Annotated in this window: 25 protein-coding genes; 24 read left to right on the top strand and 1 reads right to left on the bottom strand. The window is 46.7% G+C overall.

The genetic code is table 11. The features are described 5' to 3' along the window. The first annotated feature begins 230 nt into the window (after nt 1–230). The 19 genes from aroQ (at nt 231) to Q0785_RS09975 (ending at nt 16,807) form a co-directional block, all read left to right on the top strand. On the top strand, nt 231–671 hold the full coding sequence (gene aroQ / locus Q0785_RS10065; protein WP_298829295.1) for a type II 3-dehydroquinate dehydratase: 441 nt from the start codon (nt 231–233) through the stop codon (nt 669–671). After that, nucleotides 668–1,735: a Xaa-Pro peptidase family protein gene (locus tag Q0785_RS10060; protein ID WP_298829293.1), complete on the top strand. Its 1,068-nt coding sequence runs from the start codon at nt 668–670 to the stop codon at nt 1,733–1,735. Before aroQ ends, Q0785_RS10060 begins: the two co-directional genes overlap by 4 nt. A gap of 17 nt (nt 1,736–1,752) precedes the next feature. Then, the gene (gene efp, locus Q0785_RS10055) at nt 1,753–2,313 is read left to right on the top strand and encodes an elongation factor P (RefSeq protein ID WP_223637816.1); all 561 of its coding nucleotides are present in this window, start codon (nt 1,753–1,755) and stop codon (nt 2,311–2,313) included. A gap of 130 nt (nt 2,314–2,443) precedes the next feature. Next, nucleotides 2,444–2,950, top strand: coding sequence for an acetyl-CoA carboxylase biotin carboxyl carrier protein (gene accB / locus Q0785_RS10050; RefSeq protein ID WP_298829288.1), 507 nt, complete (start codon nt 2,444–2,446; stop codon nt 2,948–2,950). 26 nt (nt 2,951–2,976) lie between these two features. Next, nucleotides 2,977–4,326, top strand: a complete 1,350-nt coding sequence (gene accC, locus Q0785_RS10045) for an acetyl-CoA carboxylase biotin carboxylase subunit (protein WP_298829355.1) — start codon at nt 2,977–2,979, stop codon at nt 4,324–4,326. Between the two features lie 15 nt (nt 4,327–4,341). Continuing rightward, nucleotides 4,342–4,737 carry an Asp23/Gls24 family envelope stress response protein gene (locus Q0785_RS10040; protein WP_223637803.1) on the top strand — a complete coding sequence of 132 codons (396 nt, stop codon included), beginning with the start codon at nt 4,342–4,344 and terminating at the stop codon, nt 4,735–4,737. 206 nt (nt 4,738–4,943) lie between these two features. After that, the gene (gene nusB / locus Q0785_RS10035) at nt 4,944–5,333 is read left to right on the top strand and encodes a transcription antitermination factor NusB (RefSeq protein WP_223637800.1); all 390 of its coding nucleotides are present in this window, start codon (nt 4,944–4,946) and stop codon (nt 5,331–5,333) included. Between the two features lie 14 nt (nt 5,334–5,347). Next, complete coding sequence (gene folD, locus Q0785_RS10030; protein ID WP_298829280.1) at nt 5,348–6,208, top strand: bifunctional methylenetetrahydrofolate dehydrogenase/methenyltetrahydrofolate cyclohydrolase FolD; 861 nt, start codon at nt 5,348–5,350, stop codon at nt 6,206–6,208. An 84-nt stretch (nt 6,209–6,292) separates the two neighbouring features. Then, on the top strand, nt 6,293–7,654 hold the full coding sequence (xseA, locus tag Q0785_RS10025) for an exodeoxyribonuclease VII large subunit (protein ID WP_298829278.1): 1,362 nt from the start codon (nt 6,293–6,295) through the stop codon (nt 7,652–7,654). Beyond that, nucleotides 7,647–7,883, top strand: coding sequence for an exodeoxyribonuclease VII small subunit (gene xseB / locus Q0785_RS10020; RefSeq protein WP_142827851.1), 237 nt, complete (start codon nt 7,647–7,649; stop codon nt 7,881–7,883). The genes xseA and xseB overlap by 8 nt, the downstream gene beginning before the upstream one ends. Then, nucleotides 7,880–8,761 carry a polyprenyl synthetase family protein gene (locus tag Q0785_RS10015; protein ID WP_298829276.1) on the top strand — a complete coding sequence of 294 codons (882 nt, stop codon included), beginning with the start codon at nt 7,880–7,882 and terminating at the stop codon, nt 8,759–8,761. Before xseB ends, Q0785_RS10015 begins: the two co-directional genes overlap by 4 nt. 95 nt (nt 8,762–8,856) lie before the next feature. Further along, nucleotides 8,857–10,761, top strand: coding sequence for a 1-deoxy-D-xylulose-5-phosphate synthase (dxs, locus tag Q0785_RS10010; RefSeq protein ID WP_223638462.1), 1,905 nt, complete (start codon nt 8,857–8,859; stop codon nt 10,759–10,761). Next, nucleotides 10,758–11,579 carry a TlyA family RNA methyltransferase gene (locus tag Q0785_RS10005; RefSeq protein WP_223637788.1) on the top strand — a complete coding sequence of 274 codons (822 nt, stop codon included), beginning with the start codon at nt 10,758–10,760 and terminating at the stop codon, nt 11,577–11,579. Before dxs ends, Q0785_RS10005 begins: the two co-directional genes overlap by 4 nt. A 96-nt stretch (nt 11,580–11,675) precedes the next feature. Beyond that, entirely contained in the window at nt 11,676–12,125 is a 450-nt protein-coding gene (argR, locus tag Q0785_RS10000; protein WP_142827854.1) for a transcriptional regulator ArgR, read from the top strand. Nucleotides 12,126–12,141: 16 nt separating this feature from the next. Next, entirely contained in the window at nt 12,142–13,839 is a 1,698-nt protein-coding gene (recN, locus tag Q0785_RS09995) for a DNA repair protein RecN (RefSeq protein ID WP_298829272.1), read from the top strand. A 90-nt stretch (nt 13,840–13,929) separates the two neighbouring features. Beyond that, nucleotides 13,930–14,703, top strand: a complete 774-nt coding sequence (gene spo0A / locus Q0785_RS09990; protein ID WP_298829270.1) for a sporulation transcription factor Spo0A — start codon at nt 13,930–13,932, stop codon at nt 14,701–14,703. Nucleotides 14,704–14,945: 242 nt separating this feature from the next. Further along, the gene (locus tag Q0785_RS09985) at nt 14,946–15,077 is read left to right on the top strand and encodes a hypothetical protein (RefSeq protein ID WP_263298637.1); all 132 of its coding nucleotides are present in this window, start codon (nt 14,946–14,948) and stop codon (nt 15,075–15,077) included. Nucleotides 15,078–15,308: 231 nt separating this feature from the next. Then, nucleotides 15,309–15,821 carry a DUF6241 domain-containing protein gene (locus Q0785_RS09980; RefSeq protein WP_298829265.1) on the top strand — a complete coding sequence of 171 codons (513 nt, stop codon included), beginning with the start codon at nt 15,309–15,311 and terminating at the stop codon, nt 15,819–15,821. A 260-nt stretch (nt 15,822–16,081) separates the two neighbouring features. Beyond that, nucleotides 16,082–16,807 carry a glycerophosphodiester phosphodiesterase family protein gene (locus Q0785_RS09975; RefSeq protein WP_298829263.1) on the top strand — a complete coding sequence of 242 codons (726 nt, stop codon included), beginning with the start codon at nt 16,082–16,084 and terminating at the stop codon, nt 16,805–16,807. 12 nt (nt 16,808–16,819) lie between these two features. On the opposite strand, the gene Q0785_RS09970 is transcribed toward Q0785_RS09975, so the two are convergent. After that, nucleotides 16,820–17,053 carry a DUF2627 domain-containing protein gene (locus Q0785_RS09970; protein WP_223638459.1) on the bottom strand — a complete coding sequence of 78 codons (234 nt, stop codon included), beginning with the start codon at nt 17,051–17,053 and terminating at the stop codon, nt 16,820–16,822. Between the two features lie 124 nt (nt 17,054–17,177). Between Q0785_RS09970 and Q0785_RS09965 the strand changes: the two genes are divergently transcribed. The 5 genes from Q0785_RS09965 to lpdA all read left to right on the top strand — a co-directional run bounded on the left by Q0785_RS09965 (nt 17,178) and on the right by lpdA (nt 24,096). Further along, nucleotides 17,178–19,223 carry a sigma-54-dependent Fis family transcriptional regulator gene (locus Q0785_RS09965; RefSeq protein WP_298829261.1) on the top strand — a complete coding sequence of 682 codons (2,046 nt, stop codon included), beginning with the start codon at nt 17,178–17,180 and terminating at the stop codon, nt 19,221–19,223. A 133-nt stretch (nt 19,224–19,356) separates the two neighbouring features. Next, nucleotides 19,357–20,289 (top strand): phosphate butyryltransferase, encoded by a 933-nt coding sequence (gene yqiS, locus Q0785_RS09960; RefSeq protein WP_298829259.1) that lies wholly within the window; start codon nt 19,357–19,359, stop codon nt 20,287–20,289. A gap of 2 nt (nt 20,290–20,291) precedes the next feature. Beyond that, nucleotides 20,292–21,386, top strand: a complete 1,095-nt coding sequence (locus Q0785_RS09955; RefSeq protein WP_298829257.1) for a Glu/Leu/Phe/Val dehydrogenase — start codon at nt 20,292–20,294, stop codon at nt 21,384–21,386. A gap of 125 nt (nt 21,387–21,511) precedes the next feature. Continuing rightward, a complete protein-coding gene (buk, locus tag Q0785_RS09950; RefSeq protein WP_298829255.1) occupies nt 21,512–22,594 on the top strand; it encodes a butyrate kinase in 1,083 nt (360 codons plus the stop codon). A gap of 74 nt (nt 22,595–22,668) precedes the next feature. Then, entirely contained in the window at nt 22,669–24,096 is a 1,428-nt protein-coding gene (gene lpdA / locus Q0785_RS09945; protein WP_298829253.1) for a dihydrolipoyl dehydrogenase, read from the top strand. Nucleotides 24,097–24,099 lie beyond the last annotated feature (3 nt).

Genomic DNA, 24,099 nt, shown 5'->3' with positions numbered 1-24,099 from the left:
CTTCCAGCGCTTGTCGGGGCTAAACGGCTGTTTCCGCATTTCAGTGTCCAGCTCCAACGGCCAACTCCTCGGGTCATAAGCCACTCTGGCTGTGCGGCAAAGTACGCCGCTTCGCCAGATTGTCTTATGCCTTTCGGAGCTTAACGGCCGTTTCCGCTTTTCGTAATATTTGCTCGATTGTTCCGATATGTTAAAATAATGAAGAATGTGTCAGGGGAGGAGAAGGTTGAATGCGTGTGCTGGTTTTGAACGGCCCTAATTTAAATCGTTTGGGCAAGCGGGAGAAAGAATCCTATGGAACGTTTACGCTGGAAGAGCTGGAACAGGATCTGGTGGAATTCTCCTATCATCACAATATCGAATTGATTTGCCGGCAGTCGAACCATGAAGGAGAATTGATCGACTGGATTCACGGAGCCGGCGATGAAGCACTATCCGGCATCGTCATGAATGCGGGGGCTTATACACACACCAGCATCGCTATCCGGGATGCCATTGCCGCTATCGAGGTTCCTGTAATCGAAGTACATATATCGAATGTCCATAAACGGGAAGAATTCCGCCATCATTCCTACATTTCTCCAGTTACGATCGGGCAGATTGTGGGATTAGGACAGGATGTTTACAAACTGGCGCTGCATGCGCTGCTTTTAAGACAAGAGAGAGGATGAATCGATTGAAACTTCAAAAATTACGCACTGAAATGAAACGCCGGGATGTGGAGGCGGTCCTCGTCACCAGCCCTTTTAATCTGCGCTACATAACTGAATTTACCGGCACAGCCGGACTGGCGCTTGTTACTCAGGACAAAGCTGTTTTCATTACAGATTTCCGCTATACCGAACAGGCCAGTGTCCAGGTCAAAGAGTTTGAAGTGGTCCAAGCCAAAAAAAATCTTATGGACGAAGCGGTGCAGGTGATTGACTCCTTAAGCATCAAAACGCTTGCTTTTGAACAGGATTACATGACATATGCTACAGCCTTGCAATATAAAGAGAAAGTGGAAGTGGAAATGGAACCCATCAGCAATTTGATCGAGAAGATCCGGATGGTCAAAACACCCGAAGAAGTCGCTGTTCTAAAAGCCGCCGCTAAAATTGCGGATGACGCCTTCGAACATATTTGCGGATTTATCCGTCCAGGGCTGACTGAACTTGACGTCTCCAATGAATTGGAATTTTTCATGAGAAAACAGGGAGCCACATCTTCAAGTTTTGACGTCATTGTGGCTTCGGGTCTCCGTTCAGCACTGCCCCATGGCGTTGCCACGGACAAAGTTATTGAAGATGGCGATATGATCACATTGGATTTTGGCGCACTCTATAATGGCTATATCTCAGACATCACCCGTACGGTCGCAGTTGGCGAACCTTCTGCGCAGTTGAAAGAAATATATGATATTGTATTGAAAGCGCAGGAATTAGGCGTTGAAAAAATCGGCCCAGGTATGAGTGGTATAGAGGCAGATGCAATTGCGCGCGATTTTATCAAGTCAAAAGGCTATGGCGAGGCATTTGGACACTCTACAGGCCATGGCATCGGTTTGGAAGTCCACGAAAGCCCCGGCTTGTCATTCAGATCGGAAACGATTCTGGAGCCTGGGATGGCTGTAACGGTGGAACCGGGCATTTATCTGCCAGGAGTTGGCGGAGTTCGTATTGAAGATGATATACTGATAACCGAGTCAGGAAATGAACGGTTGACTAACTCCACAAAAGAGCTACGCATTTTATAACAAACGGAGGAACTATTATGATTTCAGTAAACGATTTTAAAACAGGTGTCACAATTGAAGTGGATGGCGGAATTTGGCGCGTTATGGAATTCCAGCATGTAAAACCGGGCAAAGGCGCGGCATTCGTGCGTTCGAAGCTTCGCAACCTGCGTACAGGTAGTGTCACAGAAAAAACATTCCGTGCAGGTGAAAAAGTTGCAAAAGCACAGATCGACAACAACAAGATGCAATATTTGTATGCTAATGGCGACATGCATGCCTTCATGGATACAGAAACTTACGACCAGATCGAATTGCCTGAAAAGAACATTGAATACGAATTGAAGTTTCTTCAGGAAAACATGGAAGTTCAAGTGATTCAATTCCAGGGAGAAGTTCTTGGTGTTGAATTACCGAATACAGTGGTCCTTGAAGTGGTTGAAACGGATCCGGGCATTAAAGGCGATACAGCAAGCGGCGGATCGAAACCGGCGAAATTATCGACAGGATTGACGGTTCAGGTGCCATTCTTCATTAACGAAGGCGACCATCTGATCATCAATACCACTGATTCTTCGTATGTTTCGAGAGCTCAATAAGCAAAGAAAAAAGGCCTCTTTTTGAGAGGCCTTTTTTTAAAAAATCAGATTTAGTGTTTCAAAATAGACTAAATAAGTCTAAAATGGAATAGGAATCAGTAAAATACATAATTAGGGGAGTAGGATGAATATGAAAATTCAAGAAATCCGTGAAATTATCAAATTGGTCGATGGATCATCTATCGAAGAGTTCTCTTATGAATTTGAAGGCGTCAAAGTCAAGATGAAAAAGAGTGGTTCAGGCACAGTTCAACCAAGCGCCAGCTCATCCATCCAGACACCCCAGGCACCAAAAGCTGTAGAATCACCAAATGCTCCTGCACCGGTAAAAGAACCGAAGGCTGAAGAGCTGGTTTCTCAGGAAGCACCAGAAATACCAGCTGACAACGACTCGGAATACCACAAAATCCTGTCTCCAATGGTCGGTACTTTCTACGAATCTCCATCACCGGATGAACCTGCTTATGTACAGGCGGGAACTAAAGTAAGTGCGGACCAAGTTGTCTGCATCGTCGAAGCGATGAAATTATTCAATGAAATCGAAGCGGAAGTGGATGGAGAAATTGCTGAAATTCTTGTAAAAGACGGACAGCTTGTGGAATATGGCCAACCTTTATTCCTCGTGAAAGCAAACTGAGGAAAGGGGAGATGGCGATGAAGACGATGAAAAAAGTATTGATTGCAAACCGTGGCGAAATTGCGGTCCGGATCATCCGTGCCTGCAAAGAGATGGATATCGAGACGGTCGCTGTATACTCAGAAGCCGATAAAGAAGCGCTCCATGTCGAATTGGCAGACGAAGCGTATTGCATCGGACCAAAATTATCGAAAGACAGCTATCTGAACTTTTCCAATATCATGTCGGTTGCCAAACTGACAAATTGCGACGGCATTCATCCGGGATACGGATTTTTAGCTGAAAACGCAAGCTTTGCGGAACTATGCGAAGCTTGCGACATCATGTTCATCGGCCCGACAGCGGATGCGATTTCGCGTATGGGTACAAAGGATGTGGCACGTGAAACGATGCGCAAAGCAGGAGTGCCTGTCGTACCAGGTTCTACCGGCATCGTAGCCAGTGAAGAAGATGGGCTGCGCATTGCAGATGAACTCGGATTCCCGGTCATCATCAAAGCAACGGCTGGAGGCGGCGGAAAAGGAATCCGCGTAGCACGTACACGCGAAGATTTCATCACTGGCCTGAACATGACGCAGAAAGAAGCGGCAGCAGCTTTCGGCAATCCAGGCGTCTATATCGAGAAATTCATCGAGGATTTCCGCCACATCGAAATCCAGGTGCTTGCCGATTCCCATGGCAATGCCATTCATTTAGGCGAGCGTGATTGTTCCATCCAGCGCCGCATGCAGAAATTGGTTGAAGAAGCGCCATCACCGGCTTTGTCGCCTGAATTGCGTGCAGAAATGGGTGACGCGGCGGTTAAAGCTGCTTTGGCGGTCAATTACCGTGGAGCGGGAACAGTGGAATTCATCTTTGACGCCGTCAACCAGAAATTCTATTTCATGGAAATGAACACACGCATCCAGGTAGAGCATCCGGTGACGGAAATGATTACAGGGATTGACCTGATCCAACAGCAATTGCGGGTTGCGTCAGGCGAAACACTAGCCTACTCTCAGGAAGACGTGACGTTTAAAGGCTGGTCGATCGAATGCCGCATCAATGCGGAAAATCCGGCTAAGAACTTTATGCCATCAGCAGGAAAAATCGATATGTACCTTCCACCGGGCGGCATGGGTGTAAGAATCGATTCTGCCATGTACTCGGGATATACCATTCCGCCGTATTATGATTCCATGGTGGCGAAATTGATCACATTCGCCGATACACGTGAAGAAGCGGTAGCGAAAATGAAACGCGCGTTGGACGAATTCGTTATCGAAGGTGTGTTTACGACGATTCCATTCCATTTGAAACTGATGGATCACGAAGTATTCAAATCAGGAGATTTCAATACGAAATTCCTTGAAAAATACGATGTGCTGGGATCTTAAGGAGGAGCTTTTCAAATGGCAGAAAAAATAGCACCTTATGTACGCATGAAATCTCATGGAGCACAGGATTTGGGCAATATCGAAGTGGCTCCCGAAGTTCTGGAAATCATTGCAAGCATCGCTGCGACGGATATTGAGGGAGTCGCCAGTATGCGCGGCAATTTCGCGTCTGGCGTCGTCGAACGTTTAGGAAAAAAAGTCCATGGCAAAGGCATCAAAACCGATTTGTCTGAAGAAGGCTTGGCTATTGATGTTTATTGTGTCATCAATTACGGTGTATCGATTCCGAAGACGGCTCTAAAGATTCAAGAGCAGGTCCGGCAGACACTGGAAAATATGACTTCACTTCAAACACAGGAAGTGAACGTCCATATTACCGGCGTCAATTTCGAACCCCAAGCAGCAGAATAAGCAGCAAGGCTGCTCCAAGGCCCCTACAATGGCTTTGGGGCAGCCTTCTCTTTGTTTTTGCCGGCTAAACCCAAAATATTCCTCCGACAAACCGGATCTTCAAGGACGAAGATGAACTATTGACCGAACATTTCAAACATGGAAGTTCAGCCGGAATACCTGTATAATGAGGGATAATTAGCTGTGAAAAGGAGATCGGATACAATATGAAACGACACGAAGCACGCGAAAAAGCGCTTCAGACCTTATTTCAATTAGAGGGCACTGAATTGACCATCGATGAGGCTATGGATCATGTGATGGCTGGAGAAAATGATAATTTCTATAATTTATTGGTGCAGGGCACCCATGCCAATATGGCGGAAATCGATGAAAAGCTTGTCGGCCATCTGGAAAACTGGTCATTGGAGCGGCTGCCGAAGATCGAACGGACGATCCTTCGCATGGCTATCTTTGAACTGGGCTATATGGAAGACGCTCCATCACGGGTTATTATGAACGAAGCGATTGAACTGAGCAAAACTTTCGGGGACGATAAATCAAGCCGATTTGTCAACGGCGTCCTGTCGAAGTTCACTGACGAAACAGCAAATTAATTGGAGGAGTTTACATGACTGCAAAATTGATTGATGGAAAAGCAGTAAGCCAGAAAATTAAAGTCCAGGTAAAAGAACGCGTAGAAAAATTAGCGCAAGAGGGCATCATCCCTGGACTTGCCGTTGTGTTGGTCGGAGAAAACTCCGCCTCCCTTACATATGTAAAAAACAAGAAAAAGACCTGCGAGGCACTTGGCATGCGTTCAGACCTCCACCAGTTTCCGGATACCTTGACCGAGCAGGAATTGCTTTCAAAAATAGATGACTTGAACCGGGATCCGGAAATCCATGGCATCCTTGTCCAATTGCCGCTACCACAGCAAATCGACGAATTCAAGGTCATTTCAGCAATCAGTCCCGAAAAAGACGTGGATGGCTTCCATCCGATTTCTGTCGGCAATATGATGATCGGCAAAGAGGCCTTCCTGCCATGCACCCCGCACGGCATAATGGAATTGTTGTCGCATTATGGCATTGACCCTGCAGGCAAACATGCTGTAGTGATCGGCCGCAGCAATATCGTCGGTAAACCGATCGGCCAGCTGCTGCTGCAGAAAGATGCGACTGTGACCTACTGCCATTCAAAAACCAAGGATTTGGCACAATTCACGGCTCAGGCGGATATTCTGATTGCGGCGATCGGCAGAGCTAAATTCATCGACCATAGTTTCATCAAACCGGGCGCAGTCATCATCGATGTCGGCATGAACCGGGATGAAAACGGAAAATTATGTGGAGATGTCGATTTCGAAGATGTCCAGGAAACCGCCAGCTTCGTGACACCGGTTCCTGGCGGCGTCGGACCGATGACCATAGCGATGCTGATGGGAAATACATTGGAATCCGCTGAAAAAGGGTTATCAAAGACAAAATAGGCATAAGCATGTAAAATAAAGAGCAATAGGGCTGTTTTTCGAAAGAAAGACAGCTTTTTAAATTCACAGACAGGGGTTGAAAGCGTGTCAACCGACCCATACTTGAGTGTCAAAGCGTTAACCAAATACATAAAAAAGAAATTTGATGCGGATCCCCATTTACGCGACGTTTATGTAAAAGGGGAACTGTCGAATGTTAAAATCCATACAAGCGGCCATATTTATTTCACTTTAAAGGACAATGCCGCCCGTTTGCCGGGCGTCATGTTTTCTGCAAGCGCCAAGTCCGTGAAATTCAAACCGGAAAGCGGCATGACCGTGCTGATCCGCGGAGATGTCTCCGTCTATGAGGCATCCGGCCAGTATCAATTGTATGCCCAGTCGATGCAGGCTGACGGCATCGGTGATTATTACCTGGCGTTTGAACAATTAAAAGAGAAGTTGGCTAAAGAAGGGCTGTTCCAAGCTTCCCATAAACAGGCATTGCCGCGTTTTCCAAAACGGATTGCGGTGGTGACTGCCCAGACAGGTGCTGCCGTGCGTGACATCATCATCACGCTGCACCGCCGCTATCCGCTGGCGGATGTCGTGCTGTATCCGACACTTGTCCAAGGGGCAGGCGCGACACAATCGATCGTCCAGTCCATCCAATCCGCCAATAAAGGCGATTTTGATGTATTGATCGTTGGACGAGGCGGTGGGTCAATTGAAGATTTATGGGCATTCAATGAAGAAGCCGTAGCACGGGTCATTTTCGACTCGCGCATACCGGTCATTTCTGCCATCGGCCATGAAACGGATACGACCATCGCCGATTTCGTATCGGATCTTCGGGCGCCGACACCTACAGCTGCCGCAGAACTGGCTGTACCCAGCCAGGCAGAGCTGCTGGAACGTGTGACAAGTTACCGCAGCCAGATGTACCGGACTGTTTCAGGGGCCGTCAACCAGCAAAAACAGGCCTTGAACCGGTTGACTTCATCTTTTCCACTGGCTTATCCGGAGCGCTTGTACCGGCCGTTCATCGAGCGCGTCGAACGTGCCACCGATTCACTGCAGCGGGAATCCCTACAGCAGTTGAACCGTTCAAAAGAACGCTATCGGACGCTGGATCAGCAATTGAAATCACGTGTGCCGCTTCAGCGTATCCGGCAGTCCGAGACAGATGTGGCGGAACTTGCAAGAAGGCTTGACTATCAAGTTAACCAATTGCTGAAGAACCGCTCACAGCAGCTGTCTTCTGCAATCCGCACATTAGATGCACTGAGTCCGCTGAAAATTATGGATCGCGGTTATTCAATTCCTTATATAGAAGGAGCCGTCGTCAAAAGTGTATCGCAGGTGAAGGTGGGCGACCGCCTGACCATGGCGATGCAGGATGGCACTATCCTGACGACTGTCGATGAGATAAATCCAGCAAACGAAGGAGACCGAAACGATGGCTGAAAAGAAAATCATGTTCAATGATGCAATGGAACAACTTGAAGAAATCGTCCGCCAGCTCGAGCAGGGGGATGTACCGCTTGAACAGGCATTGACACTTTACCAAAAAGGCATGGAGCTTTCTAAAGTCTGCCACGATAAATTACAGAACGCGGAAAGCCAATTGGTGACAATGATGAAAGACGGCAAAGAAGTGCCGGCTGACATAGAAATGGACGGGAATGCCAAATGAACTTAACCGAATTCCGCACCCATTACGAACCGCTCATCCAACAGGAAATGGCTGAGCAGATTCTGTCTCTGTCGATTCCGGATTCGCTGAAGGAATCGATGCATTATTCGTTGCAGGCCGGTGGAAAACGGATTCGTCCGATTCTGCTGTTGGCAGTACTTCATGAACTGAACGGACAGGAACATCCGGATGCGTTGAAAGTGGCGGCTGCGATTGAAATGATCCATACCTATTCACTGATCCATGATGATTTGCCGAGCATGGACGATGACGATCTGCGCCGTGGCATGCCGACCAACCACAAAGTGTTCGGTGAAGCCATCGCCATTCTTGCCGGTGATGCATTGTTGACCTACAGCTTCGGCATCATCGCACGGCTGCAAAATGTTTCAAGCGACGATAAAATCCGCTTGATCGATTTGATGAGCCTTTCTTCAGGAGCTGAAGGAATGGTAGGCGGCCAAGTGCTGGACATCGAAGGCGAAGAGAAGAAATTGACGCTTGAAGAGTTGGAGCAGGTACACCGCTTGAAAACGGGGGCTTTGCTGACCTATAGCATTCTGGCCGGTGGTATTTTAGCTCAAGCGACCAATGAAGAGATTATGGCACTCAGCCGGTTCGGAGAGCATCTAGGACTTGCTTTCCAGATCCAGGATGATATTTTGGATGTCACTGGGACTTCCCAGGAACTGGGAAAAACAGCGGGGAAAGACGAATCCAGCGAAAAGAGCACCTATCCGGGGATATTGACATTGCCGAAAGCAAAAGAAAAGCTGGACTTTCATGCTTCTGAAGCCATCAATGCACTGGGGAAATTGAACGGTGAAAAATCATTGCTTCTGCAATTGACTCAATTGATCGTCGAAAGAAAAAGCTGATTTTAAAGGCTCTGATTTGTACATTCCCAATGTATTGATATAATATGAACAGACAGTCTGAAGGAAAAATTTCTATAAAAAGGTGCGTGATGGCAATGGATCTTCATTCGATTACTGGTCCATCTTTCTTAAAAGAGCTGACTACCAAGCAGCTTGAAGTATTAAGTGAAGATATTCGACGGTTTCTAATAGAGAACTTATCAAGAACAGGCGGGCATATCGGTCCGAATCTTGGAGTGGTGGAACTGACAGTTGCACTGCATAAAGTATTCGACAGCCCGTCGGACAAATTTATCTGGGATGTGGGACATCAATCTTATGTCCACAAAATACTGACGGGAAGAGCTGGACAATTCGACACATTGCGCCAATTTAAAGGCCTTTGCGGCTTTCCGAAACGCAATGAAAGCGACCATGATGTCTGGGAAACCGGACACAGCTCGACTTCATTGTCGGCAGCGATGGGAATGGCAGCAGCCCGCGACATCAAAAAAGACAGCAATCACGTCATCCCGATCATCGGTGATGGAGCTTTGACCGGCGGTATGGCTTTTGAAGCACTGAACCATATCGGACATGCGCAGACAGATATGGTTGTCATCCTCAATGACAATGAAATGTCCATCGCCCCGAATGTAGGTGCCATGCACAGCATGCTTGGCCGTATGCGGACTGCAGGAAAATACAATAAAGTCAAAGATGATTTGGAATACCTTTTGAAGAAAGTACCGGCAGTCGGCGGCAGACTTGCGTCTACAGCTGAACGCGTTAAGGATTCCTTGAAATACCTGGTGGTTTCCGGAATGTTCTTCGAAGAAATGGGCTTCACCTATCTGGGGCCGATCGATGGCCACGACCTGGAAGAGCTGGAAGACAATCTGCGTTATGCCAAGAAAACAAAAGGTCCCGTCCTGCTTCATGTCGTTACGAAAAAAGGCAAAGGCTTTCTGCCTGCTGAACAGGATACAATCGGCACATGGCATGGAATCGGACCCTATAAGATGGAGACAGGCGACTTAGTGAAGTCTTCTTCAAAAGCACCTTCATGGAGCGGCCTTGTGGCGGAAACCGTCCGCAAACTGGCGCGTACGGATGAGCGGATTGTGGCGATTACGCCTGCTATGCCGGTCGGATCTAAATTGGAAGGATTCGCTTCTGAATTTCCTGACCGCATGTTTGATGTCGGGATTGCCGAACAGCATGCAACCACGATGGCTGCCGGACTTGCGACTCAGGACATGAAACCGTTCCTGGCTATCTATTCGACTTTCCTGCAGCGTGCTTATGATCAGGTGGTCCACGATATTTGCCGCCAGAATTTGAATGTCTTTATCGGGATCGATCGTTCCGGCTTAGTTGGAGCAGACGGAGAAACGCATCAGGGCGTGTTCGATATCGCTTTCCTGCGCCATTTGCCGAATATGGTCATCATGATGCCAAAAGATGAAAACGAAGGACAGCACATGGTCAAAACAGCAATTGATTACAATGGCGGACCGATTGCGCTCCGTTATCCAAGAGGCAATGGCCTAGGCGTACCGATGGACGAAGAGCTTCAGGCATTGCCGATCGGCTCATGGGAAGTATTGAACGAAGGAACCGATGCGGTAATCCTGACATTTGGTACCACCATTCCAATGGCGATGCATGCGGCAGAACAATTGCTTGAGCAAGGCATTTCAGCACAAGTGGTCAATGCCCGTTTCATCAAGCCGATGGATGAGGCGATGCTTCACAGCATTTTCGAACTTAAAGTACCGGTTGTAACGATTGAAGAAGCCGTTCTTCAAGGCGGATTCGGGAGCGCTGTTCTGGAATTTGCACAAGATAATAATTATCGTGAGTCGGTTATTGACCGTCTGGGGATTCCGGATCAATTCATCGAACACGGCGACGTCTCTGAATTGATGGATGAAATCCATCTGAACAGCGATGAAGTTGTCCGTGTTGTCAAGAAATGGACGCAATCCAAAACGCAGGCAGGTTCGACTATTCTATGAACAAACCTAAAAAAGAGCGTGTAGATGTCCTGTTAGTCGAGCGGGGCATCTGTGAAACACGTGAAAAAGCAAAACGGGCCATTATGGCCGGAATCATCTATTCAGGATCTGAACGGATGAACAAACCTGGCGAAAAAATCCTGGAGGATGCTCCGCTGCAGATGAAAGGCAATGATTTGAAATACGTCAGCCGCGGTGGCTTAAAGCTTGAAAAAGCCTTACAGGAGTTCGATTTATCGGTTGACGGAAAACTGATGCTCGATATCGGTTCTTCGACGGGCGGATTTACGGATTGCGCCCTTCAAAACGGGGCCAAGCATTGCTATGCACTTGATGTCGGTTATAACCAATTGGCCTGGAAAATTCGGCAGGATGAACGCGTGACCGTAATGGAGCGTGTCAACTTCCGCCATTCCAAACCTGAAGATTTCAATCAAGGGCTTCCGGAGTTTGCTACGATCGATGTTTCGTTTATTTCCTTGCGCATTATTTTTCCGGTCTTGAAGCAGGTTCTGGTACCTGGTGGCGATGTTATTGCATTGGTGAAACCCCAATTTGAAGCCGGCAGGGAAAATGTAGGGAAAAAAGGCATCATCCGCGATCCGAAAATACACCGCGATGTATTGAACAAAGTCGGTAAATTCGCAGTTGATTCCGGATTTCATGTAAAAAACATGTCGTTTTCGCCGATTACCGGTGGGGAAGGCAATATTGAGTTTTTATTCCATCTTCAATCCAGTGCTGAAGGCAGTGAAATCGCCGAAGTTTCTGAATCATTGGTTGATGAAACGGTCAAGAAAGCACATGAATTGTTGTAAACACATTCCAAAAGGGATGTGTTTTCTTGTCTAATGTATGGTATAACTGTAGAATATTAAGTATATGGAATAATTATTCATCCAAGGGGGAACACCATGAACAAGGGACAGCGCCACATTAAAATTCGCGATCTTATTTCAAATCGCGAAATCGAAACTCAGGACGAGCTCGTGGACCTGTTGAAATCAGCCGGCTATGAAGTGACTCAAGCAACCGTATCGCGTGATATAAAAGAATTGCATTTAGTGAAAGTTCCATTGCAGGACGGCCGCTACAAATACAGCCTGCCTGCGGATCAGCGTTTTAATCCGATGCAGAAACTTCATCGTGCATTGACGGATGCGTTTGTCAGCATCGACGGAGCCAGCCATTTTCTGGTCATGAAGACCTTGCCGGGGAATGCCCATGCAATTGGCTCATTGATCGATCATTTGGACTGGGAAGAGATTCTCGGGACCATCTGTGGCGATGACACGTGCCTGATCATCTGCAGAGACACCGAACATCGTGAAATTTTAAAACAGCGTTTAATCGAAATGCTTTAAGAAGAGGTGAACGGATATGCTTCGGGAATTAGATATACGCAATTTTGCCATTATCGACGCCCTGACCGTCAGTTTTTCTGAAGGGCTGACTGTTTTGACAGGGGAAACCGGTGCCGGTAAATCCATTATCATAGATGCAGTCCATCTTTTGGCTGGTGGACGGGGCAGCCAGGAGTTTATTCGGCATGGTGCAAAAAAAGCTGAAATCGAAGGCTTGTTTTCATTGGAAGACGAACAGCACCCGGTATTTCGCAGATTAGAGGAATTCGGCATTTCCTGGAGTGATGGCGATATCTTGCTGCGCCGTGAATTGAATGACAAAGGGAAAAATGTCTGCCGCATCAACGGAAAACTGGTGACCATCTCCATCCTGCGTGAAGTTGGCGCCTCGCTGATTGATATTCACGGCCAACATGAAACACAGGAATTGATGGATGAAAAACAGCATCTTTACCTGTTGGACCAATTTGCCGGAAAAAGCCTGGCCAAGTCCAGGGAGAGCTATAGCCAAACATTCGATCGATACACTAAATTAAAGCGGGAATTTTCCTCTTATACGGAAAACGAACAACAGATTGCCCAGCGCATCGATTTACTGACTTTCCAGCTGCAGGAAATTGAAGCAGCGGAATTGGTGATAGGCGAAGAAGAAGAATTGGTATTAGAGCGCAAAAAATTGCAGAATTTCAATAAAATCTACGAATCCATTTCAGCTGCGCATGAAGCGATCCAAGGCGAAAGCAAAGGCCTGGACTGGATCGGCTCTGCCATGTCTGAACTTGAACACGCGGCGGCAGTGGATGAAACCTTCAGCGGATCTTCGGAAACGCTGTCGAGCGCTTTTTACCTCATTCAAGATACAGGAACTGAAATCAAGCGGATTTTGGATGATATGGAGTTTGATCCAGCGCGTTTAAATGAGATCGAGCAACGTTTAGCGGTCATTCAATCTTTAAAAAGAAAATATGGTGCTTCCGTAGAAGACATTTTGCTGTATCATGAAAAGCAGACAGATGAATTGGATAAATTGGTCAACCGCGATCAGCGTTACCAGCTGGATCAGGAAAAGTTGAAAGAGTTGACCGAAGATTTGCGTGTGGAAGCGGAAGAACTTACAATTCTCCGCAAAAAAGCCGCGAAGAGTTTGGGCAAGGCCATCATGGAACAATTGAAAGAGTTACATATGGCGAAAGCTTCGTTTGAAGTGAACTTTTCTGTGTTGCCGAACGGCCGATTCGACCGGAATGGCCATGACGCAATTTCCTTCTATATTTCGACAAACCTTGGGGAACCGTTGAAACCTCTTACGAAAGTGGCTTCAGGCGGGGAATTGTCCCGAATGATGTTGGCCTTAAAAACTATTTTCTCTAAGCATCAAGGCATCACCTCCATCATTTTCGATGAAGTGGATACAGGCGTCAGCGGACGGGTGGCACAGGCGATTGCTGAGAAGATTGCTGCCATTTCAGTCCATTCCCAGGTCTTGTGCATATCGCATTTGCCTCAAGTCGCGGCAATGGCCGATCAGCATCTATTCATTGAGAAGAAAGTCGACAAGCAGCGCACGACAACTGCAGTCACAGAGCTGGATGGACGCGAACGGACAGAAGAAATGAGCCGGATGCTATCAGGGGCCGAAATCACGGATTTGACCCTGCAGCATGCGGAAGAACTGCTGTCGCTCGCAGCAGACCGTAAGTTAATGATGAAATAAGCTATTTGGCAGTGGGAAGAAGATTGATCGACCCGTTGCCTGAAGGCTGTACCGGAAACTGCTAGAGTCAGTCACCAAGGAGAGAGTCGAATGGACAAAATAAAAATCGCAATTGCAGATGATAATCGCGAATTGGTTGGACTGATGCAAGATTATTTAAATGCGCAACCCAATATGGAAGTGGTGGATGTTGCCTATAACGGCAAGACCTGCATCGAAATGCTTCATAACCAGACAGTCGATATTTTGCTGCTGGACATCATCATGCCTTATTTGGACGGCATCGCCGTGTTGGATGCCATCAAGGAAAACGGTGATCTACAGGGGATTGATGTGATTATGCTGTCTGCTTTCGGACAGGAATCCATCATGAGCCAAGCTGCAGAATACGGGGCTTCCTATTTCATCATGAAGCCTTTTGAAGCTGATCGTCTGGCCGTGCAGATCAATCATATTATGAAAGCCCGGAGCGAGACGCCGGGGCAGCCTGAGAGCAGGTTGACGAAAGAAGACCGGATCACCAATATCGTTAAAGATATCGGCATTCCTCCCCATCTGAAAGGCTATAATTATTTGAAGGAAGCAGTCTCTTTAGTATTAGAACAACCTGAAATCCTGAACAAAGTCACTAAAGTGCTGTATCCAGGAATCGCCTCCAAGTTTGATACGACTTCGACACGGGTCGAACGGTCGATTCGGCATGCCATTGAACAAGTATGGAATCGCCACGAAACCGTAGAGCATATTTCTAAAATCTTTGGCTACAGCGTAGCCCATTTAGAATCAAAACCGACCAATTCCGAGTTCATTGCGATGGTCGCAGATAGCCTGCGGCTGGAAATGCGGGATGATCCACACAACTAAACATTTTCTTGAAATCTTCTGCCGATCGGCAGGAGATTTTTTTATTTTTAGCAGTTGCAGCGGTGCCTTGTATCGTTCGGCTTTTCTGGAATCAATCTAATTTTAGGAGAGAAAAAAGGGTTTAAGAAAAACAGAATAGAGGAAAAGATTAAGACGCCGTTTTTCTGGATAGAAGAAAAGTAGGACATGCAGATTGAAGCGAAAACCGGCAAATCCAGCAGAATGAAAAGAGGCGAGCGCAATTGCAATTGATCAGGCAAATTGATGACTACTTTTTGGGGAATGGCGAAGGGACCGTCGTCGACCGGCTGTATTTTTACGGTGTTTATTGCGTCAGCATACTGATTGCGTTCTTTACAATGCTGTCCTTATGAAAAAAATCCAAGCATAACCGATAGATTTCCAAACCAATGAAGCTTCAGTTCATTGGTTTTTTGTATGCCGTTGTTATGCGAAATATTCGCAATGAAACTTCATAGGCTCGACTTGCTTAAAAGGAAATTGAGAGAAAAGCGTAGATAGAAGGTCATACATTTGTTATAGTGGTACTTAATGCCCTAATGCTAGGGTAAACTATGAGGAAATTTGACTGAAGGAGTTTGATGATGAAAAAAACAATAGTCTATCTAACGGCCGCTTTTATTGCTCTTGGCTTTATCGGATTTGGAGCATTCAAAGTTTCGGATAAACAAGGGGATGCTGAAAGCTCAAAATCGGCGCAAGTATCTGATGAAAAAGCGATGAAGGAAAGCACACAGAAAATGGAGGGCTTGGAATTTGCTCAATCGGTGCCAAAAAATGCGTCTGAAAATGCTCTATGGGCGATGATGCATAAAATGACCCATCAAAAAGTCGTAGCTTCTGAAAAATGGGGCTTGATCCGTATGAATGACGAATCCATCGCCAAAGCCGAAGAAATTTTGCTGGCTTCCGACTTCAACTCAAAAGAAGATCTGCTTCAAATAATCGAACGGTGGAAGAATGGCCAGTTTGACCAAGTGGATGATGAACACAATTTTATCTGGGGTATGCAGGGCGGCAGTATTGGAGAAGCTAGAGGCATTTTAACTGAGGAACAGGAAAAAGAATTCATTGAAAATAATTTTACCAGCGAATAGTGTTTTCGGAATCCAGTTATTGACTGGATTTTGTTGTTCCCAGCTTCCAATGTAAGAACTTACATAAGGTTAGTGTTTGAAAACCAAATTCGTAATAAGAAATTAAAGACATCCATAAACCTTAATAACCGGCAAGACTTTTAGTCTCTTGCCAAAGATGTTAAAATGGTTGAGAAACTAAGTACGAAAGGGCAGTATAGCTTGGGCAGACCCCGACTTACTGATCGAATCGATTTCAGAAATGGAAGAGGATGATTTTATTGTCTGAAGTCAAAGTGTATGCACACCGAGGCGCTTCAGGATATGCATTGGAAAACACATGGAATGCTTTTTTTAAGGCCTGTGAATTCGGTGTCGGCATCGAACTTGATGTGCAGATCACCAAAGATGGAGTGGTGGTGGTCTATCACGACGACAACCTGCGTCGTCTCACCGGTATCAATGCTGGTATCCATACGCTCGCGTATGAAGAGATAAAGGAACTCCGGATAGGCAGGAAATGGATGCGGAATTTCTCTCATCATCAAATGCCGCTGGCTTACGAAGTATTCCAATGGGCGAAGAAAAAGAAGATCCCTTTGAATGTCGAGCTGAAGGAATCTTTTGTGAAAAATTCAAAAGGGCCTCAGATTCTTGCGGCTATGCTGGAAGGGATGGAAGATGTCCATCTATCTTCTTTCAACCCACAATTGTTGAAGCAGATGAAGAAATTGATGCCTTCAACGGAAATGGCATGGATCATCAAAAAGAGTACGCAGTTGTCTCGTATCAAAGACATGGACTGGGTGGACAGCATTCATCTCCACAAACGGCTGATGGCCAAATCTTTTTGTGGCGAAATCCTGAAGCTGGACAAAAAAGTTCGGTTATACGGAATCCTTGGATCAGAGTCGCTTATGAATCGCCTGGATCCACAAATGGTCGGAATCATCACCAATTACCCGGACCGGGTCAAAAGAAAAATTGCGTCTCCCCTTGTAGGGTAGACGCAATTTTTTTTACTTCTGGAATCTTTTTGAGACGGTTCCTTTTTTGCGGTCGCGGTTCAGCAGGAAGCCTGCGAAAAAACCGATGCCTAGAACGACAAAAACGGTGCCGAGTGTAAATTGAAGCCAAAGAGCCGGATAAGGCTCAAGCAATTTATTAAACAAGGTATCACGCATCAATTTTATGCCATACGCCGCCATGATTCCAGGGATCAGCAAGATGATAAATGCCACTAGACGACCCATATTTCCACATCCTTCTGTATCTATTGTTTCCAATTCCGTCAAAGTTGTCAAGAAAACCTTCCTGATGTACGCTTAAAACATTCTTGCAATTACTTGCAAAACAGCAGAGAAAGGTTGAATCAATTTGCAAACTGTACTGATTATAGGCGGCGGCGTTGGAGGCTCAGCCATTTTAAACACTCTTTTGGAAACTGATTACTTGCATGTGCGCGGCGTTGTCGATTTGAACCCTGAGGCTGGAGCCATGTTGACTGCAAAGTCAAACGGTATTCCGGTCGCAGAAGATTACCGGGAGTTCAATAAGAGGGACATCGACATTGTCTTTAATGTCACAGGAAGCAATTCACTCTACGAGGAACTGCAAGGGCATTTTTTGAAAAATACCGTTATCATCCCTGGTAGCCTTGCAAATGTGTTTGTTCGTCTGCTGGAAGAGAAGCAACATTTCATCAATCGCCTCAGCAAGGAAAGCCACCGTGAGAAAATCATTTTTAACTCGATAGAAGAAGGCATGATCGGCATCGACAAAACGAGCCATATCAATTTTATGAACAAAAGTGCGGCACGAATGCTTGAAGTGGCAGCTGATGAAACGATCGGACGGCATATCCACGAATTTATTTCGTTAAGTGAACTGCCGAGGATTTATGAAACAGGGCGCATCGAATTGAACAGGGAGCTGCAGCTGAAAAATGGCTCTAAAATTGTCACTTCCCGTTTTCCGATGATCGACGATAACGGAGAAACGATCGGTGCATTTGCGGTCTTCAAGGATATTACAGAAGTCGTATCCCTGGCAGAGGAAATCACGGATCTGAAAGAAATTCAGACGATGCTGGAAGCCATCATCCAATCGAGCGACGATGCCATTTCGGTCGTGGATGAAAAAGGCTATGGCCTGCTCGTCAATCCGGCCTATACACGCATCACCGGCTTGCAGGTGGAGGATGTCATCGGCCAGCCCGCATCGGCGGATATATCTGAAGGGGAAAGCATGCACCTCAAAGCCCTGCAGACACGCAAACCTGTACGGGGCGTCAATTTAAAGGTCGGGCCATCGAATAGGGAAGTCATTGTCAATGTCGCACCGATCATCGTCGACAATAAATTGAAAGGCAGCGTAGGCGTCATCCATGATACGACAGAAATCCGTTCTTTGATGAAAGAATTGGACCGTGCCCGCAGCATCATCCGGACATTGGAGTCCAAATATACCTTCGATGACATCATCGGCCTGTCCTCAGAAATGCAATTATCGCTGCAACAAGCGAAACTGGCGGCCCAAACGCTGGTGACCGTGCTTTTGCGTGGTGAATCGGGTACAGGCAAAGAACTTTTTGCTCATGCGATACACAGTGCGAGTGAACGGAAATACAATAAATTCGTGCGTGTCAATTGTGCTGCCTTGTCCGAAGAATTGCTCGAAAGTGAGCTTTTCGGCTACGAGGAAGGGGCGATTCCTGGCATCAAAACTGGAGAAAAGCGCGGCTTGTTTGAAGAAGCGAACAACGGCAGTATTTTCCTCGATGAAATCGGTGAACTGTCATCTGCACTGCAAAGCAAGTTATTGCGTGTGCTGCAAGAGCATGAAACCTTGCGCATCGGAGGGACCAAACCGATACCTGTCAATGTGCGGGTCATCGCCTCGACAAACGCCAATATGGAAAAAGCATTATTAGAAGGCAAATTTCGTGAAGATCTGTACTACCGCCTGAACCGTATGCCAATCCTCATTCCGCCGCTTCGCAACCGCAAGCAGGACATCCCAAGAATCGTCGAACGGCTGCTCCTGAAGCTGAACCAGGAATATGGCCGCAGTGTCGAATCCATCTCTGACAAGGCTTTGCAGTATTTGCGCGTCTACGATTGGCCGGGCAATGTCAGGGAACTTGAAAATGTGCTGAGCCGCTCGATGATTTTCATGCAGATGAACGACCGCGTGTTGACCGAAGAACATATCCCGCTCAATATGCTGCGGGTCGCCGAAGCGAAAAACGAGGTGGTGATCCAATCATCAGTATCGCTGCAGGAACAGTTGGACACGGTAGAGCGCGGAATTCTTCATCACGCATTAACTCAATTTAATGGCAATAAATCCAAGACGGCAAAACAATTGGAGATTTCCCTTCGGACGTTGTATTACAAATTAGAAAAATATGGTTTGATGTAAGCGTTTTGCAAACTCTTGCAGGGTTTTGCAAGTATTTGCAAAGTATTAGCGGTGGAAACGCAAATAAAACGCTTTCATCCCTTATAAATCGCCATTCATTCTGTTTTAATTAAGAAGAATGAGGTGAGCAAGAATGGCCACATTAAATTATTTACTCGAAAATGCGCCAAACGGTTTCGGCCACACGGTGGCAGTAGCCGCAGCGGCAGATAGGGCTGTTTTGGAGGCGGTCAACATGGCTGTCGACCGAAAGATGGCACATTTTCGCCTGTACGATGATGAATTGGCGGCAACAGCAATGATGCGGGAACATTTTCCGCAGCTGCTCAACCATCCCCATGTTCAGCTCCATCATGTCAGCTCTGTGGAAATGGCTGCAGAAGAAGCGGTGAAATCAGTATTCAGGAATGATTCCGATATCCTGATGAAAGGCCAGATTGCTACGGCAGTGCTATTGAAAGCCGTGCTGAATCCAGATTATGGCCTGAGGACAGGATCTGTCATGTCCCATATTGCCGCTTTTGAAGTTGCTGGTTTCGACAGGTTGATTTTTGTGACGGATGCGGGCATGAATATCCATCCTGATTTATCTCAAAAAGTACAAATTATTCAAAACGCTGTTCAGATAGCGCGCGCAGTCGGTGTTGAAATGCCGATCGTCGCACCACTCGCGGGTGTGGAAGTAATCAATCCGAATATGGAAGCTACGCTGGATGCTGCGGCGTTGACTGCGATGAATCAGCGCGGCCAAATCAAGAATTGCATTGTAGACGGGCCATTTGCCCTCGATAATGCAATATCCATCGATGCAGCCAAACATAAACGAATAGCAGGCGACAATGCCGGCAAAGCCGATATCCTGCTTGTTCCAACTATTGAATCCGGCAATATCCTGTATAAATCACTGGTCTTTTTTTCGAAGGCGAAAGTCGGCAGTATAGTAGCGGGGGCAAAGGCACCGATTGTTTTGTCATCTCGAGCCGACAGCGCCGAAAGCAAATTATATTCATTGGCTTTGGCCATTTGCTCATCATCAACTTCAGGAACAACTATTAGGAGGAATTGACAATGGAAATTTTCAAAAGAATGGAACAGGGCGATTACGAACAGTTGGTTTTCTGCCAGGATAAAAACTCAGGACTTAAAGCGATCATCTGCATTCATGACACAACTCTCGGGCCGGCCCTTGGTGGAACGCGCATGTGGAATTATGCAACAGAAGAAGAAGCGATTGAAGACGCAATCCGCCTTGGCCGCGGAATGACATATAAAAATGCTGCAGCCGGATTGAATCTGGGCGGCGGTAAAACGGTAATTATCGGTGATCCGTTGAAAGACAAGAACGAAGAGATGTTCCGTGCATTCGGACGTTTCATCCAAGGGTTGAATGGCCGCTACATAACTGCTGAAGACGTTGGTACAACAGTTGCGGATATGGATTTGATCCATGAAGAAACGGATTACGTAACAGGCATTTCGCCAGCTTTCGGTTCTTCAGGCAATCCGTCTCCAGTAACTGCCTACGGCGCATACATCGGCATGAAAGCCGCTGCTCTCGAAGCATTCGGCGATGATTCATTGGAAGGCAAGACAGTTGCTGTACAAGGCGTCGGCAACGTTGCTTACCCGCTCTGCGAATACCTTCACAAAGAAGGCGCGAAATTGATCGTTACGGATATCAACGAAGAAGCGGTGCAGCGTGCAGTTGCTGCATTTGGCGCTACAGCAGTCGCACCAAATGACATCTACTCACAAGAAGCGGACATTTTCGCTCCATGTGCAATGGGAGCCATCATCAATGACGATACGATTCCTCAATTGAAAGTGAAAGTGGTTGCCGGTTCTGCCAACAACCAACTGAAAGAAGAACGCCACGGCGACGAACTTGAAGCTCGCGGCATCGTTTACGCCCCTGATTTCGTCATCAACTCCGGTGGTGTCATCAATGTTGCGGATGAATTATACGGATACAATAACGAACGTGCGATGAAGCGCGTCGAAACCATCTACGACAGCATCACGAAAATCTTCGCGATTTCCAAGCGTGATAATGTTCCTAGTTATATCGCTGCAGACCGTATGGCTGAAGAGCGCATTGACCGTGTCCGTAATTCAAGAACTCAGTTCCTGAGAAACGAACACAATATTTTAAGCAGAAGATAAATAATGTCCAGCAGGTGAGCCAGTCATTTTCACCTGCTGTTTTTCTCTCAACTATTCCGATTCAAATCAATTCAAACAACTATGACTAATTTTGCGAAGCAAAACAGAAGAAATGGGGGATCGATGTGCAAAAACAGCTGAATCGTATTCTAGTCATTAACCCTGCCTCCACTTCGACTAAGATCGGCGTTTTTGACAACGATATCCTGATTATGGAAAAGATGATCAGCCATTCGGGTGAAGATATCGGAGGATTCCCAAGCATCTCGGACCAGCATCTTTTCAGGAAAAACACCATTCTCGAAGCGCTGGATGAAGAAGGTATGAACGTCTCCAACCTGTCGGCAGTATGTGGAAGAGGCGGTTTGCTCCGCCCCATTCAAGGCGGGACCTATGCAGTCAGCAATGGAATGATAAAAGATCTCCAGGAAGGATTTTCAGGGCAGCATGCTTCCAATTTAGGCGGCATCATCGCTTTTGAAATTGCGGATGCCCTCAATATTCCGTCATTTATCGTCGATCCGGTAGTTGTAGACGAATTGGAGCCGATTGCGCGGATATCCGGGTTTTCCTCCATCGAACGAAAGTCCATTTTTCATGCGCTCAACCACAAAGCGGTTGCGCGGCGATACGCTCATAAAGTTGGCCGCTCCTATGAAGAGATGCGATTGATTGTTGCCCACATGGGGCGCGGCATAACGGTTGGAGTCCACCAAGGTGGGCGCGTCATTGATGTCAATAATGGTTTGCACGGTGATGGCCCTTTCAGTCCTGAACGCGCTGGAACTGTACCGGCAGGCGATTTAGTGGAATTATGCTTTTCCGGACAGTACAGCCGCCATGAAATCATGAAGAAATTGGTGAGGCAAGGTGGATTGTTCGGCTATCTGGATACCAACGATGTGGTGAAGGTGGAGCAGCGGATTTTAAAAGGTGATGAAAAAGCAGAGTTGTTCTATCAGGCGATGGCTTATCAAATTGCCAAAGAAATCGGCTCTGCCAGTGCTGTCTTAAAGGGGCAGGTCGATGCCATCATCCTGACAGGCGGCCTGGCTTACGGAAAATCCTTTGTCGAATCGATTTCCGAAAGAGTCAGCTGGATTGCGGACGTCGAGGTCCAGGCAGGTGAAAATGAACTTCAAGCATTGGCAGAAGGTGCAGCAAGGGTATTGAATGGAGAAGAACGTGTAAAGATCTATCCGTATTAATCGACGGAGAACCTTCATTCAGCAGGATGAACAGATATGAACGTTGATTAAAGCGTATAAAGGAGGATATATCCATGGCTCAAAATTATGATGTTGTCATTTTAGGCGGCGGAACAGGCGGTTATGTAGCGGCGATTCGCTCTGCACAACTCGGATTGAAAACAGCAATCGTCGAAAAAGGCGAATTGGGTGGCACTTGCTTGCACAGAGGCTGTATACCAAGCAAAGCATTGCTCCGCAGTGCGGAAGTATACTCAACCACCAAAAACCATGCAGCGGATTTTGGTGTTCAGACTGGTGAAGTCACACTTGATTTTGGACGTGTCCAGCAACGTAAACAAGGAATTGTCGACCAATTGCACGCAGGTGTTCAAGGTTTGATGAAAAAAGGGAAGATTGATGTCTACGAAGGCATCGGTCGAATCCTTGGGCCTTCTATTTTTTCACCGAACGCCGGAACTATTTCTGTAGAGATGAAAAATGGGGAAGAAAACGAAATGTTGATTCCGAACAATGTCATTATCGCTACCGGCTCACGTCCACGCACGTTGCCGGGTCTGACAATTGACGGCGAGTTTGTCATGAGTTCCGATGAGGCGTTGAAAATGGAAAGCCTGCCGCAATCGATCCTGATTGTCGGTGGTGGAGTCATCGGAATCGAATGGGCTTCCATGCTCAATGATTTTGGTGTTGACGTTACGGTCATTGAGTATGCGGACCGCATCATCCCGACAGAGGACAAAGACATTTCCAAGGAAATGCTGAAGCTATTGAAGAAAAAAGGCATCAAGTTTGCGACAAACGCAAAAGTGATGGCGGATACCTTGGAAACAGGCGAGAATAGCGTAACGATCCAAGCGGAAATCAACGGTGAAAATGAAAGTTTCTCTGCCGAAAAAATGCTGGTTTCTGTTGGTCGCCAAGCGAATATTGAAAACATCGGCATCGAAAATACGGACATCATCGTCGAAAAAGGTTTTGTTCAAGTGAAAAAATCCTTCCAGACAAAAGAGTCCCATATCTATGCAATTGGTGATGTGATCGGCGGCCTGCAATTGGCGCATGTCGCTTCCCATGAAGGCATCACAGCCATTGAACACATTAAAGGCAATAACCCGCATGCCATCGATTACGATCTGGTATCACGCTGCATCTATTCCAATCCGGAAGCAGCAAGCGTCGGCATCACAGAAGATCAGGCAAAAGAAAAAGGGCATGATGTCAAAGTTGGCAAGTTTTCTTTTAAAGCCATCGGCAAAGCGCTGGTATACGGTGAATCTGATGGGTTCGTCAAAATTATTGCTGACAAAGAAACAAACGATATTCTCGGCGTCCATATGATCGGTCCCCACGTGACGGATATGATTTCAGAAGCTGGCCTGGCGATGGTATTGGATGCAACACCATGGGAAATTGCTGAAACGATCCATCCGCACCCTACACTTTCAGAGGTTATGGGCGAAGCGGCACTGGCAGTTGACGGTAAAGCAATTCATAGTTGAAGG

It is taken from the genome of uncultured Planococcus sp. (genome assembly GCF_947501725.1).
Classification (GTDB): domain Bacteria; phylum Bacillota; class Bacilli; order Bacillales_A; family Planococcaceae; genus Planococcus; species Planococcus donghaensis_C.
Note: the sequence above shows the minus strand (reverse complement) of the source record. Positions and strands in the feature narration are given on the sequence as shown.